At 46.2% G+C, this 14,556-nt stretch carries 13 protein-coding genes and 1 tRNA gene; 7 read left to right on the forward strand and 7 right to left on the reverse strand.

The window, feature by feature from the left end:
* Positions 1-67 precede the first annotated feature (67 nt).
* Positions 68-141: transfer RNA gene (locus tag L693_RS0113515), tRNA-Arg, on the forward strand.
* A 199-nt stretch (positions 142-340) separates the two neighbouring features.
* Positions 341-1,099 carry an exodeoxyribonuclease III gene (locus L693_RS0113520; protein ID WP_025717717.1) on the forward strand — a complete coding sequence of 253 codons (759 nt, stop codon included), beginning with the start codon at positions 341-343 and terminating at the stop codon, positions 1,097-1,099.
* Positions 1,100-1,192: 93 nt separating this feature from the next.
* On the opposite strand, the gene L693_RS0113525 is transcribed toward L693_RS0113520, so the two are convergent.
* The 4 genes from L693_RS0113525 to L693_RS0113540 form a co-directional block, all read right to left on the reverse strand.
* Positions 1,193-2,539, reverse strand: a complete 1,347-nt coding sequence (locus L693_RS0113525) for a GH1 family beta-glucosidase (protein WP_025717718.1) — start codon at positions 2,537-2,539, stop codon at positions 1,193-1,195.
* Positions 2,540-2,562: 23 nt separating this feature from the next.
* Entirely contained in the window at positions 2,563-3,381 is an 819-nt protein-coding gene (locus L693_RS0113530) for a carbohydrate ABC transporter permease (RefSeq protein ID WP_025717719.1), read from the reverse strand.
* Positions 3,381-4,274, reverse strand: coding sequence for a carbohydrate ABC transporter permease (locus tag L693_RS0113535; protein ID WP_025717720.1), 894 nt, complete (start codon positions 4,272-4,274; stop codon positions 3,381-3,383). Before L693_RS0113535 ends, L693_RS0113530 begins: the two co-directional genes overlap by 1 nt.
* A 73-nt stretch (positions 4,275-4,347) precedes the next feature.
* A complete protein-coding gene (locus tag L693_RS0113540) occupies positions 4,348-5,676 on the reverse strand; it encodes an ABC transporter substrate-binding protein (RefSeq protein ID WP_025717721.1) in 1,329 nt (442 codons plus the stop codon).
* 296 nt (positions 5,677-5,972) lie between these two features.
* Between L693_RS0113540 and L693_RS0113545 the strand changes: the two genes are divergently transcribed.
* Entirely contained in the window at positions 5,973-7,013 is a 1,041-nt protein-coding gene (locus L693_RS0113545) for a LacI family DNA-binding transcriptional regulator (protein ID WP_025717722.1), read from the forward strand.
* 99 nt (positions 7,014-7,112) lie between these two features.
* Here L693_RS0113545 and glpK read toward each other — a convergent pair whose 3' ends face one another.
* Together glpK and L693_RS0113555 are read right to left on the reverse strand one after the other, a co-directional pair.
* Positions 7,113-8,606 (reverse strand): glycerol kinase GlpK, encoded by a 1,494-nt coding sequence (gene glpK, locus L693_RS0113550; protein ID WP_025717723.1) that lies wholly within the window; start codon positions 8,604-8,606, stop codon positions 7,113-7,115.
* A gap of 31 nt (positions 8,607-8,637) precedes the next feature.
* On the reverse strand, positions 8,638-9,459 hold the full coding sequence (locus tag L693_RS0113555) for an MIP/aquaporin family protein (RefSeq protein WP_025717724.1): 822 nt from the start codon (positions 9,457-9,459) through the stop codon (positions 8,638-8,640).
* 344 nt (positions 9,460-9,803) lie between these two features.
* Here L693_RS0113555 and L693_RS0113560 point away from each other — a divergent pair, with 344 nt between their 5' ends.
* Positions 9,804-11,282, forward strand: coding sequence for a PTS transporter subunit EIIC (locus L693_RS0113560; RefSeq protein WP_025717725.1), 1,479 nt, complete (start codon positions 9,804-9,806; stop codon positions 11,280-11,282).
* A gap of 31 nt (positions 11,283-11,313) precedes the next feature.
* Here L693_RS0113560 and L693_RS0113565 read toward each other — a convergent pair whose 3' ends face one another.
* Complete coding sequence (locus L693_RS0113565) at positions 11,314-12,111, reverse strand: ACP S-malonyltransferase (RefSeq protein ID WP_231503644.1); 798 nt, start codon at positions 12,109-12,111, stop codon at positions 11,314-11,316.
* A gap of 176 nt (positions 12,112-12,287) precedes the next feature.
* Here L693_RS0113565 and L693_RS0113570 point away from each other — a divergent pair, with 176 nt between their 5' ends.
* The 3 genes from L693_RS0113570 (at position 12,288) to L693_RS31975 (ending at position 14,544) form a co-directional block, all read left to right on the forward strand.
* Positions 12,288-13,160 carry a LysR family transcriptional regulator gene (locus L693_RS0113570; protein ID WP_025717727.1) on the forward strand — a complete coding sequence of 291 codons (873 nt, stop codon included), beginning with the start codon at positions 12,288-12,290 and terminating at the stop codon, positions 13,158-13,160.
* Between the two features lie 116 nt (positions 13,161-13,276).
* Positions 13,277-13,873, forward strand: coding sequence for an ABC transporter substrate-binding protein (locus tag L693_RS31970; RefSeq protein WP_269320845.1), 597 nt, complete (start codon positions 13,277-13,279; stop codon positions 13,871-13,873).
* Positions 13,874-13,902: 29 nt separating this feature from the next.
* On the forward strand, positions 13,903-14,544 hold the full coding sequence (locus L693_RS31975) for an extracellular solute-binding protein (protein WP_269320846.1): 642 nt from the start codon (positions 13,903-13,905) through the stop codon (positions 14,542-14,544).
* The last annotated feature ends 12 nt before the right edge of the window (positions 14,545-14,556 follow it).

Consider the following 14,556-nt stretch of genomic DNA (forward strand, 5'->3'; position numbering starts at 1 on the left):
ATAATATGAAAAAAAGACTTGAATCTTTCTTATCCATGTGATACATTAATATTCGCTTGAATTTTATGTCCCAGTAGCTCAGCTGGATAGAGCAACGGCCTTCTAAGCCGTCGGTCGGGGGTTCGAATCCCTCCTGGGACGTATGTACTGCGGAAGCTTCCTAATTTCCTAATTAGGAAGCTTTTTTTGTTGCAACAGTATGAGCATCTTCCTGGGGCACAGAATGTCATGGCCTGCGTATCGTTAGCCTAAACTTCACAGTCTGATCGGTAGAGAGTATTCTTTTTTAGATCCAATAACTATTTTAATGTAGAAGAGCTGAGTAATAAGGAGATCAACAATGAAATTAATATCCTGGAATGTTAATGGATTAAGAGCCTGTGTGACCAAAGGATTTTATACTTATCTAAAAGAAACGAATGCTGATATCTTTTGCGTTCAGGAAACCAAGCTTCAAGAGGGCCAAATCCTCATGGAGAACATGGAGGAATACACACAGTATTGGAATTATGCCGAGAAAAAAGGATACTCCGGTACGGCTATCTTCACCAAAATCAAGCCGCTTTCCGTGCACTATGGACTTGAAGAAAATGAGGAGCCTGAGGGCAGAACCATTACTCTGGAATTCGAGAAATTTTATCTGGTTAATGTATATACTCCCAATACCAAACGAGATCTGTCACGGCTACCGTACAGACTGGAATGGGAGGACCGTTTTCGCAGCTATCTGCAACAGCTGGATGCATTGAAACCTGTCATTATTTGTGGTGATCTTAATGTGGCTCATCAGGAAATTGATTTGAAAAATGCAAAAGCCAACTACGGCAATGCCGGTTTTACGCCTGAGGAACGAGAGCGCCTGTCGCAGCTGCTCGACGCTGGATTTACAGACACCTTCAGATACTTTTATCCTGACCGGACGGATGTTTATTCCTGGTGGTCCTACATGCCGAAGGTGAGAGAACGGAACATCGGCTGGCGGATCGATTACTTTCTCGTCTCGGACAGACTTCGCCCACTATTGATAGATGCAAGCATTGATTGCCATATTACGGGCAGTGACCACTGCCCTGTTATACTGGATATGCAAGATATTTAGCATAGTCCTCCTTACACAAGTCTTTATGCAGTCTTAAAAGCCGTCATGCTCTGTTATTGCAGCATGACGGCTTAATTTATTACGAACATCTGTTTAAAACCCATTATTCGCCATCACCTGCTTGAACCACAGCGCACTTTGTTTAGGTGTCCGTTCCTGTGTTTGGTAATTGATATGTACAATACCGAAGCGTTTGCTGTAGCCCCAAGCCCATTCAAAGTTATCAAAGAAAGACCAGACAAAATAGCCTTTGAGCTGCCCTCCCTCTGCGATGAAGCGATGACATGCCTTTAAATGCTCCTCAATGTAGCGCTGACGCCCGGTGTCCTCAATTTTCCCATGGCTCAGTTCATCCTTCATCGCTGCTCCGTTTTCCGTAATTAAAATGGGCAAACCCTTGGTAAAATCCTTTTCAATCCGGGTCAGCAGCTTATAAAAGGAGTCGGGATGAATCTCCCATCCCATATCCGTTACCGGTTCCTCGAAGCGCACTTGCTCTGCCTGAAGCAACGAAGCGTCTGTAGTTGCTCGAATAACGCTGCGTGTATAGTAGTTGATGCCCACAAAATCCCCCGGCTGCTGGATCAGCTCCATATCACCAGGCTGTACAAAATCCATTCCATTCAGATGCGCTCCGTACCATTCCACCATATCCTCAGGATATTTCCCGTTAAACAACGGCTCGGCAAACCAACGATTAATAAATCCATCCCGCCGGACGGCAGCGGCTATATCCTCAGGGTGTTCAGTAGCTGCATCTACATGCTCCATGTTCAGCGTAATACCAATGTGACCCGTCAGCCCCTTTTCCTTGTGTAAATTCATGGCTATCCCGTGGCACATCAGAATATGATGGGCGGCAGTAAAGGCTTCCCTCCAGTTCTCATGGCCAGGGGCATGCTCTCCTGTACCATAGCCCAAAATAGAGGCACAGTACGGCTCATTTATCGTATTCCACCAGCTTATACGCTGTCCAAACCGATCCATGATTACAGACGCATACGTTATAAAATGCTGGATAATCCCGCGATTCGTCCATCCACCCTCGTCCTCGATCCACTGCGGAAGATCCCAATGATACAGCGTCAGCATCGGAATTAGCCCGGCCGCCTCAATCTCATCCAGCAGGCGCTCATAGAAAAGCAGGCCCTGTTCGTTAACCATGCCGGGTGCGGGAATAATGCGCGGCCAGGCCACGGAAAAACGGTAATGTACAAAGCCCAGCTGCTTCATTAATTGCACATCTTCCTTAAAGCGGTGAAAATGGTCACAAGCTATATCTCCGCAGTCACCGCCCATCACCTTCCCGGGTACTTGACAGAAGGTATCCCAAATGGAAGGTGTTCTTCCTTCCTCAGCTGCACCACCTTCGATTTGATAAGAAGAGGTCGAGGTTCCCCACATAAACGTGGCTGGAAATAAGAAGGCATTCTCACTCATACTCGGTACCATCCTTTCAGAAATCAAGACTTCACAGCTCCGGCCATTGCACCGCCGACAATAAAGCGCTGGAGGAAAATATACAAAATAACCAGCGGTAGTGTAACAATCAGAATACCGCAAGCGAGCAGCGGCCAGTTATTCATGTATTGTCCATAGAAAGAGAACAATCCCTTGGTTACCGGCTGATACGCGGGATCAGATAAATAAATGGTAGGACCTATAATATCGTTCCACGCCCCAATTGCTGTCAAAATGATACCTGTCGCTAGCACCGGTTTCATCAGCGGTACAAGAATCGTAAACAAATAGCGTGAATATCCGCACCCGTCCATTGCAGCCGCTTCATCCAGCTCTCGGGATACAGACTTGATGTATCCCACAAACATCAGAAAGGCAATGCCGGTACCCGTAGTTTTCAGCAAAATAAAACCAAGCTGCGTATTGTAAAGTCCCAGACTATTAATGAGAGCAAATTGCGGGATCAGCGGGTTCGGAAGATACATGGATATCAGGAAAAACACATAAAAAAAGGTGCTGAACTTAACATATCCCCGCGCCAGCGGGAAAGCCGCAAACACGGATATCACCAGCGTTAACAACGTAGATACTCCCGTATACAAAATACTGTTCCACATGTACTGAGAGAAGTTCCCTTTTTCCCAAGCGCCCATGAAATTCTCAAAGCGCAGACTTTTGGCTATAGCTACAGGGTCAATCAGATACTCACTTTGAGTCTTCATTGATACATTAAAGAGGTAGAAAAGCGGGAATAAATATAACGAAAGCATGAGCAGTACGATGATATAGCTCAGTAGTTTTGTTCCTTTATTACTGCTCATTACATTTCCACCTCTCTTCTGCGCAAATAATACAGAGCAATCATCGACACTGTAAATACGAACAAGAACTGGATCATGGCTACTGCAGAAGCAAGGCCGTAATCCGACGTCCCCGTGCCGAAGGCTGTTGCATACACATCAAACGCAAGTGTCGTCGTGTTGAATTTACCACCTGTCAGCACATAAATAATGTCAAAGGTTTGCAAGGCTCCGATAATGGACAGCAGCATATTGACGGTGAAGGACGGCGCAATCATCGGAAAGGTAATATTTTTGAACGCTTTCCACCCGGAAGCGCCGTCCATATACCCTGCTTCATATAAATCATTGGGAATGGATTGGAGTCCGGCCAAGAAAATAGTCATCGAGTAACCCATGTACATCCAGACTTGCACAAAAATAATCAGTTCAAATGCAATATTGTAATCGCCAAAGAAGTTGGAGCTGGTTCCAAAAAAGTTCATCAAGGCTTGTGCAGGACCGCCAAGCGGATTGGCAATCAGCTGCCAGATCAGGCCGGATACCGTTACTCCAAGCACGACAGGCAGGAAAAATACAGCGCGGTAAAACACATCACCTTTGAGCTTTTTATTAATAATGATGGCCATGAACAGTCCTACTGCATTTTGAATCACAACCACCGCTGTAGCAAAATATAAGGAACGACCCATGGAAGCAATCCGATCTCCTGAATCGGAGGAGGTAAAAAAGGTCATATAATTCTCAAATCCGACAAAATTCCATGTTTGTCCCGGAACTCCCGAAGCATTTGTAAAGGAAAACAATACGGTTACCATTGAAGGACCAAAGCCAAGAAGCAAATAGAGCAGCACCGGAATACTCAGCAAAAGATAGGGCATTAACCGGGCCGCGCCCTTTCCGAAAGGATACATGGGCCTCACACCTTTTTACATTATTATGAAGACTTTACAGATGCCGATCTGAGCTCATGTAAAGCCCGTTGATTTATTTAGGGGCTGCTGCATCCCAGTCCGCCTGCGATTTTTGGGCAAGCTCCAAAGGCGTCTTTAACGGACCGGTAGGCGCGAGAAATTCCGCATGTACGCTGGAATCTTTAATGTACTGTCCAACATTTTTGCGATTGATAAACAACTGATCCCAAGAGAGCTTGAAGTTTTCCAGCGAAGGCTGGATTTCATTCACAAATTCACTACTTATCTTCACATCAGGCTGTGTTGGCAAAAATCCGGCAGCGTTCACGAAATCGGTGTAGTTTTGCTTTTCAGAGAGCATTTCAAGCCATTTGATCGCATAATCCTTGTTTGGCGACTTTTCCAATACCATCCATGTCATATCGTACTTGCCTGCAAGATTTTTATTTTTGGCGGGATCATTGCTGCCCAGAATTGGGAAATAACCAAATTTCAGCTCTGGATTGGCTGTCTGGATCGTAGTTGCATCCCAGGTGCCATCCGCAATCATAGCTACACGTCCTGTAGCAAACAAACTTGGCAAGGTTCCATAGTCAATCCCCATAAATCCACCAATGGCATTGTTCATCAAAATTTGTGTTTTTTCCAGCACCTCAAGCTGGGAAGGGTCTGTCAGCTTCGTCTTCCCGGTCCACAGCCCTTTGATATATTCCAGCTGATCATCATGAATAGAGGATTGAAGCCCTTGGACAGCAAGGTTAATAGGCCATACATCCTTACCGCCGAAGCCAATCGGTTCCACACCGTTAGCCTTGAGTACCTTCATAACATTTACCAGCTCATCCCAAGTTGTGGGTACAGCAAGATTATATTTTTTAAAAATTTCCTTGTTGTAGAACAAACCTGTCAGCGCCACCTTACCCATATTTACTCCGTATACCTTGTCTTTATAGGTCATGGCATTTTTGACATCTGTAGGATTATAGTATTTGATAAAGGCTTGATCCGACAGATCGGCTATTAGTCCTCCGTCAATCCATTGCTTCCACATTGGATCAGCTGCTCCCTTTGACCACTCCTGCGGAGCTCCTACGAAGCTGAATTTCAGAGGAATAATGTCTGCATCACCGGATGAACCAGCATTCATACGCGTTTGCATCAGTTGGTCATACGTTGAGTCAGCAGGTACCGTCGTATACTCCACCTGAACATCTGGATACTTCTCTTCAAACTTTTTATTAAATTCCTTTATATAGTTATTAATATTCTCCTGCTGCCAATGAATAATCTTCAAAGTGACCTTTTTATTCCCGTTTTGTACAGCATTGTTACCTTTACCGCAAGCAGCCAACACCACAATTAAAGCGGTTACAATAAGTAATAAAAAACTCTTTTTTAGCATTGCAGAATCCCCCCCACATAATCTTAGAATAAATGTATTTCCGCATTACGAAAGCAGTTTCGTTATTTACGTTTATTATTATGTAACGAATGACCTGTATTTGTAAATAGAGATTTATGAAATATCAAAAAAACATGAACCGCTACTAAGTTAACCTTATTTTCCCAAAATATATAAAACTATAACTTAAATAGCAGTGTTGACTCTCCTCTATAAGGTAGCATAGAATACGAGTAATTATTAAATTCAGAATACAAAGTCAATTCAACTAAACTGGTTTAGTCTCGGAGGATTTCATGAATATAAAAACAATAGCTAGTATGGCAGGCGTTTCGGTAGCAACCGTTTCAAAAATCATAAACAATTACACAGATATCAGTGAGGAAACCCGGCAGAGGGTGCTTAAAATAATGGAGGAAACAGGCTATAGACCCTCCTCCTCGGCTAAAACGCTGGCTACCAAAAAATCAAATTTGGTAGGCGTTATATTCGCTGGCAAGCTGAATGTCGATTTTAGTCATCCTTTTTTTGTAGATATCATTAATGTCTTCAAAAAACAGATTGGCTTGCTCGGTTACGATCTGCTGTTTTTCTCAAATGAAAAATTTCTGGATAATGGAGAGGACTATTTGGCTCGTTCGAAATATTTTTCAGTGGACGGGTGTATTATTATTGCAGGAGATGAAGTGGAAAAAAGCGTTTTTGATCTCGATGCCAGCCCCATCCCCTGCATCGGTATCGACATTGAATTAACCGGAGCCAGCTCCTGCTACATTATGTCCGACAATCAGAAAATCTCGATGAAGGTTGTTGAGCATTTTTACATGAATGGCTACCGCGATATGGGTTTTATAGGCATTGAACGCCCATCTCTGGTGATTAAAGAGCGAGAAGAAGCCTTTATCACTTCACTAAAACGGTTTAGTCTTGATGTCAGACCCGAATGGATCTTGTATGCCAAGGACTATGCGGCAGAAGATGGATACCAGATAGCAAAGGCGTGGATACAGCAAGGAGATTTACCAAAAGCTATTTTCGCGGCTACTGACCTGCTTGCTTTTGGTGCCATCCGGGCTTTCAAGGAAAGCGGCTTGAGGGTGCCCGAGGATATTGCTGTGGTGGGATGTGATGATATAGAGGCCTGTCGTTACACCGATCCTCCACTGACCACTGTAAAACAAGACAAACAAAAAATAGGCCGCCTGGCCGCTATGGTGCTGTTTGACCTGATGAATAAGCAAATGGAGACGAAATGTATTAAAGTAGAACCCGAGCTGGTCATTCGCAGCTCCTGCGGAGCCCGGCAAAATTGGAACCATACGATGGTTAAGGGCTAGTATACACCTTAACCCCCAGACATAATTGTGCCCCGCAAGATGGACACTTTTTCTGAAAGTATCTATCTTGCGGGGCATTTTGTATTTTAGTCGGATAAGCTATTTGTAGGCCATCGCCGCGCTCACGGCCTTTTTCCAGCCTTCATACAGGCTGGCTCGCGTTGTCTCATCCATAGTAGGAATAAATGAACGCTCTGCCCTTACACGCTTGCGAAGCTCATCCATACTCTTCCAGTACCCAATAGCCAAACCTGCCAGACATGCGGCACCCAGTGCCGTCGTCTCATGAATAACAGGCCGCTCCACCGTAGCATCCAAAATATCACTTTGGAATTGCATCAGAAAATTGTTCAGCACAGCTCCTCCATCCACCCGCAGCATTTTAACTGAAATACCGGAATCAATCTCCATTGCTGTAAGCACATCCTTGGTCTGATAAGCAAGCGACTCCAATGTAGCACGGATAAAATGCTCCTTTGTAGTTCCACGTGTCAGTCCAAACATCGCTCCACGCACTTCGCTATCCCAGTAAGGACTGCCCAGTCCGACAAAAGCAGGTACAAGATACACCCCTTCTGTAGATGATACACGGGCCGCATAGGGCTCACTATCCTTCGCTTCCCGGAACATGCGCAGACCGTCGCGCAGCCACTGGATCGCAGAGCCTGCTACAAATACGCTCCCCTCCAGCGCATACTGCACCTTGCCTTCCTCCAGCCCCCATGCGATGGTCGTAATGAGACCATGCTTGGATTCCACAGGCTGATCCCCCGTATTCATTAGCATAAAGCAGCCAGTGCCGTAAGTGTTTTTGATCATCCCTTTTTCGTAACAAGCCTGGCCGAACAAGGCTGCCTGCTGGTCACCCGCTACACCGGCAATCGGTATATTCTGACCAAAGAAATGATAATCCACCGTGTGCGCATATACCTCAGAGGAAGGTCTCACCTCTGGCAGCATGATTTTGGGCACACCGAGAATGTCGAGCAGCTCTTCGTCCCACTTTAGCTCATAAATGTTGTACATCAGCGTCCGAGCTGCATTGGAGTAGTCCGTCACATGTGCCGCTCCACCGGAAAGCTTCCAGATCAGCCACGAATCAATCGTGCCGAATAACAAGTCGCCCCGCTCCGCCTTTTCTCTCGCACCCTCCACATGGTCCAGTATCCACTTCACTTTGGTACCGGAAAAATACGGATCGATCAATAGCCCCGTTTTGCTGTGAAACAGCTCCTCATGTCCTTGCTGCTTCAATTCCTCACAGATGTCCGAGGTTTGGCGCGACTGCCATACGAGCACGTTGTACACAGGTAATCCCGTATTTTTATCCCACACGGCTACCGATTCTCGCTGATTGGTAATACCGATGGCGGCAATTTGGTTTGCTTTTACACCGGATTCGGAAAGACAGGAGGCAATGACTCCCAGAATGGAGCTCCAGATTTCATTTGCATTCTGCTCTACCCAGCCGGGTTTGGGAAAATATTGTGGAAATTCCCGTTGAGCCGAGTACACCACATCCCCTTCGCGATTGAACAAAATCGCTCTTGAGCTTGTCGTTCCTTGGTCCAGTGACAAAATATATTTTCCCATTGTTCATCTCTCCCCTGTAAATCTATTGATTTTATACTGTAAGCTTGTTGACTTTATGGCTTTTGTAAGTACGACTGAAACGGAAGGTAACCAGCAGCACAATCACAATGATGCCTAACATAATCCAGAAAGCCGGACTTAGATATCCTTTAAACACTGCCTGGTAAAACAGCCCTCCGAAGGAGCCTCCCAACAGCGGTCCTACCATTGGTACCCAGGCGTATTTCCAATTGGATGCTCCCTTGCCGGGAATCGGTAGTAAATAATGTACAAGCCGCGGGCCAAAATCCCTCGCCGGATTAATCGCATAACCCGTCGTTCCGCCAAGCGATAAACCAATACTCACTACCAGAAAACCCACAATTAGCGGCTTCAGGCCCTCTGTAAATGAATTGGCACCAAGCGCCTGCAAAGCAAGAACAAAAATGAAAGTACCTATCAGTTCACTCAGCACGTTGGCGAATGGATGATCCACAGCCGGCCCTGTGGCAAATACACTGAGTTTGGTTGCTGCGTCCTCTGTCTCTTTCCAATGGGGCCAATAATGTAAAACCACAACCACAGCACCCGCCATGGCACCAAGAATCTGAGCCACAATATACCCGAGAACGTCTTGCCATGGAAAGACACCCTGAAATGCCAACGCCAGTGTCACTGCCGGATTCAAATGCGCTCCGCTGATTTGACCTACCGCGTACACTGCAATAGCAACCGCGAGTCCCCACCCCATTCCGATGACAATCCAGCCGGAAGCGTGGGCAAATGATTTTTTCAGGGATACCGCTGCGCACACTCCGCCACCCAGAACAATCAGAATCATCGTCCCTATAAATTCGGCTACGCATGGCGACATATAACCTACCTCCTCAATAGACCACCCAATTTTAATCGCTTTCATCGCGCACAACAAAAAAAGAAAAGCCATCACAAACCGCTCCCGTGCTTTAGCATAGGATGTCTGCGTGGCTCTCTTGTCTCCGTCACGATTATTAACTTAAATTTGATATTATATAAGAATGTAAGCGATGTCAACTACGAATTTACGTTGTTATATGGTTCAAAATAATCGTTGACCATGTCAGATGCTCCACTTTATGATGTAAAAAAATGGGCAGCATAGCGGTTCTTTTTTGTTGTCGGCACATATTTCAGAGAGAACATGTTGTTCCCAAACTGAATGATGAAGGGAAGAAGGTTATGCTGAAATTATTGCAAAAAATCGGAAAGTCGTTAATGCTTCCGGTAGCCACGCTACCCGCGGCGGGAATTTTGCAGGGGCTGGCTCTGATCAACTATGAGACGGATATTCCGCTTGGCTCTGTGGTAGGTGGCTTTTTGAATCATTATGTCACTCCTTTTTTGAACGAAGGCGCCGGGGCCATTTTCGGCAACCTGGCATTAATCTTTGCCATCGGTGTTGCGATCGGTCTGGCAGGGGATGCTGTAGCCGCACTATCTGCAGTCATCGCCTATATGGTGCTGACCCGTATTTTGGCGGCAGTACCGGGCATTTTCGCGTATATCCCCGATGACGTTAAGCTGGATATGGGGGTGCTCGGCGGCATTTTTATCGGTGGCTGGTCCGCTTATCTGTTCAAAAAGTACCATAACATCCAGCTTCCGGATTGGCTCGGCTTCTTCTCCGGCAAACGTTTCGTCCCCATGATTACCGCCTTCACCACCATGATTTTAGCTGTTCTGCTCGGTATGATCTGGAGCCCGATACAAGATGCGATTGCGACCTTCGGCAACTGGATCGTTGGCTTCGGCGGAATAGGGTCGATGGTGTTCATGATTGCCAATCGACTGCTGATCCCGCTCGGTCTGCATCATATACTAAACTCAATCGCGTGGTTTCAGATTGGTAACTATACGAATGCAGCTGGCGAGGTTGTTCATGGTGACCTGACCCGTTTCTTTGCAGGCGATAAATCAGCTGGCCTATTCATGTCCGGCTTCTTCCCTATTATGATGTTTGCTCTCCCGGCAGCCGCTCTCGCATTCATCCATACGGCCAAACCTGAAAAGCGTAAAGCGGTCGCTTCTATTTTCATTGGATCTGCGCTCGCATCTTTTTTGACCGGAATTACCGAGCCCCTTGAATTTTCCTTTATGTTCGTTGCACCGTTGCTTTATGGCATCCATGCGCTGCTTACAGGTTTGAGTGGCCTGATCATGTACCTGCTGGATGTCAAGCTCGGCTTTTCTTTTTCAGCAGGACTCATCGACTATTTGGTCAACATGAAGCTATCCACCCACCCGCTGCGAATGATTGCAGTCGGTCTAGCTTTTGCCGTCGTATATTATTTCCTGTTCCGGTTTATCATTATCAAATTCAATCTCAAAACCTCTGGACGTGAAGACGACGTAGAAAACAGCCTCCTTTCGGATACAAACCAATCCATATCCATTGAAAAGCCAGAAGTCCTATCTGACGGCCAAGCGAACGATGCAGGGAAAATACTGGCCCAGCTTGGCGGCTCGGACAATATCCAAAGCATTGATGCATGTATTACACGGCTGCGACTGATAGTCAAAGACGACCATGCTATAAACGACCAAGCCCTCAAGCAGCTTGGAGCGTCGGGAATCATCAGGCTTGGCAACGGTGTAGTGCAGGTTATTTTCGGTACTCGGTCTGAAACGTTGAAAGATGAAATACAGCGGTTGATGTAAGTAAGTTCAGATTCACAAAAAGGGTATCTCTTCAATCAATTTGCCGGGTATCCTTGTGGGCTTGCTTGACAAGTCTGGAAAGAGTATGACCCGGCGGCATCTCGATGAAACAGTCAGCTCCCGATTCGACGCAGACAGCCGCCATATCCATCCACCGGACGGGATATGCTACGTTTAGGGCAAGGTCCTCCGCAATTTTTTCCTTGGCTGTCGTCTTTCTACCCGTATGATTCACCAAATAGGGTATTTGAGCGTCCCGCAAAGAAAAAGTGTGTATTTTCAGCAATAGCTTATTGGCTACCTCTGACATCAGGGAGTGTGAAGGAATCGGAACCTTCAGAAGCGCCGTTTTAGCGGTCCCAAGCTCTTTCACATGCATAAATGCTTTATTTAACCCTGCCAATGATCCGGATACGATGATTTGCTGCTCTGCGTTTATATTCGAGAGGTAGACTGGCGTCGCCTCGCTATGGGAGAGAATCACGGCTTGTTGAACCTCTGCCTTCGTAAGCCCCATAATCACACCCATTCCATAGCCTTCAGGGAAGGCTTCTTCTATCAACCGGGCACGAAGCCATACGATCCGAAGCGCATCCTCGAACGAGAGAACTCCCGCGATGACCGCCGCAGGAAATGCACCAATGGAATGCCCTGCCACAAATTGGGGCCGGATACCCTGCTCAATCAACTGGCAGGCTATTGCAGTCTCCTTAACAAAGAGTGCTGTCTGAATCCAGACCGTTGATCCCATAGCCACCTCATCGTCACGCAGTTCAGTTCCGATGATGCTTGTTACCTTTTTCACATACTCGGGTACATCTTGGAGCATTCCAGGAACCTGTGACCCCTGACCGGGAAATGTAAAAACAATGTTCAGAATCTCACCACCTTTTGCGGATTCATCTTCTTTACATTGTTAATTGTAAGAACTGAACAAATACCTGTAAAATATATATATTCACATATGATTGATAACCTAATGGTTATAAAGGGGATTACTTCACTATGGATTATTTGCAGCTTAAGTATTTTCAAGTGACCTCGAAGTATGAGCATGTCACACGTGCCGCGAACGAGTTGTTTATCTCACAGCCTGCCTTAAGTAAAATGATTAGAAACCTGGAGACGGAATTGGGTGTGCAGCTATTCGACCGCGAAGGAAAACATATCGTGCTGAATGAATATGGCAAGAAGTTCCTGAAAAGAGTGAACCAGTCGCTCTCAGCGCTAGAGCAAGGCATATCCGAAGTCAAAGAAATGAAGAACGAAAAGGTAGAGGTCATTACGTTATACATCGCCGTCGGCTCTATGCTATTGCCGAGCCTTGTCGGTAAGTTTCGCGATCTCTATCCGCAAATTAGATTCAATCTGACCCAGCACCCTGCGATGATGAAGAAAGGACTGGCGTACGATTTTGCGATTACGTCCGAAGAGTTGGCGGACAACGAGCATGCGATCCTGCTGGAGGAGGAAATTTTGATTGGCGTACCAAAATCTCATCCTCTGAGCGTTCAGGACACCGTATTCCTGAAAGATCTGGAGCATGAGAAGTTTATCAGCCTTACACCTGGTAATTCGCTTAGGAAAACAACGGACCGCTTTTTTACTCATATCCCTTTTGAACCGAACATCGTCTTTGAAAGTGATGATCCGGCTACGGTAAGAGGGTTGATTCAAACCGGACTTGGCATCTCCTTTATTCCTTCTATCCTGTGGAGGAACGTCGTGACCGAAGACATCAAGCTGCTTTCAATCAGGGAGCCTCGATGTATGCGAACAATCTATCTGTCCTATCCTCCTGGGGAACTGCACACCGATATAGAGAAATCGTTCTTCGAATTCATCATTAGATTTTTCCAAGATATTGCTCAGCATTGACGATTTATCTGGTTAAGACAATGTACATAAATGGTAATAGCTTCATATGATGGAGCTAAACCATTTATAATTAGTTCAGCAGGCAGATTATCTCAGACAGCAAGGAGGGAAATAACGTGAAAACAGTACGATGGCTGGTGTTATGCCTTGCTTTCCTCACTATGATTAGTGGCTGTAGCGGGTCCCTGTTCTCTGGAAATCAACCCCCTGAGGAATTGTCAAACAGAAAAAGGATAACGCTTACATTGTGGTACTGGAACCGTTCTATCGACGATGAATTACTCGCCCGGGCCGAAAAGCAGTTTCCCAATATTGAATTAAAAACTCAAAAAATAGGCGGTGACTTCAAAGCGAAGCTGAAGACAACGCTCGCAGCTCGTTCCGGTGAACCGGACATTGTAGCTCTAAATGACTGGATGGTCGAGCTGTTCCCCAGTGCGGATCGTTTTTATGATTTAAGGGAGCTCGGGGCAGACCGCTTAAAGGATCAATATTTGGAATGGAAATGGAATCAGGGCATCATGCCTGATGGAAAAATGATTGCATTTCCTATGGACACAGGCCCTACCGCTCTCTTCTATCGCAGTGATCTGTTTGAACAGGCCGGCTTGCCTAGTGATCCTGAAGAGGTCAGTGCCTCCATCCGTACGTGGGACGAATACATGGCGGCCGGGGAACAGCTTCAGCAGAAGCTTGGAAGCCGCTCGTTTTAGCCGACAATATTGTAAACGTTTACAATTAAGTGCTTGCTCAACATACAAGCCTTTACTTCAAGCCAGATGGAAGCTACATCGGCAATCAATCTCCTGACATCTGCCTCGGCTGGAAAACCGCTGTGGATTTCCACAGGAAGCACCTGCTCGCCAATGCTGACGGCTGGACTCCCGAATGGAACGCTTCAGTCAATAACGGTAAAATCGCCTCTTTTGTAGGGGCAATCTGGATGAAGCAGGTCCTCACGGAGGCCGCACCGGATACAGGCAAATGGAGAGTCGCCCGTGCTCCTGGAGGGGACGGTAATCTGGGTGGCTCTTTCATTTCTATCCTCAAATCCAGCAAGCATCCTAAAGAAGCCTTTGAAGTCCTGATCTGGCTGCAAAAGCCGGAGCATCAACTGGAAGCCTACCAAAAAATCGGCCTCTTCCCGTCTACCCCCGACGTTTATGATAATCCTGCGATGGAGACACCTGAGCCTTTCTTTGGAGGGCAGGCTACAGGAATGATATTTTCTGCCTCCGCACGTAACGTGAACAGCAGCTATTTTGGGGAGCGCTACCCTGTTATCCATGGCATTGTCACCCGCCGTCTCGCCAAGCAAAATGCTGATCCGAATACATTATGGACAGAAACGATGCAACGAATCGAACGGGAATTACAGCGATAAACAAAATTAAAA

Origin of the sequence: Paenibacillus sp. 1-18 (assembly GCF_000520755.1) — a bacterium.
Lineage (GTDB): Bacteria > Bacillota > Bacilli > Paenibacillales > Paenibacillaceae > Paenibacillus > Paenibacillus brasilensis.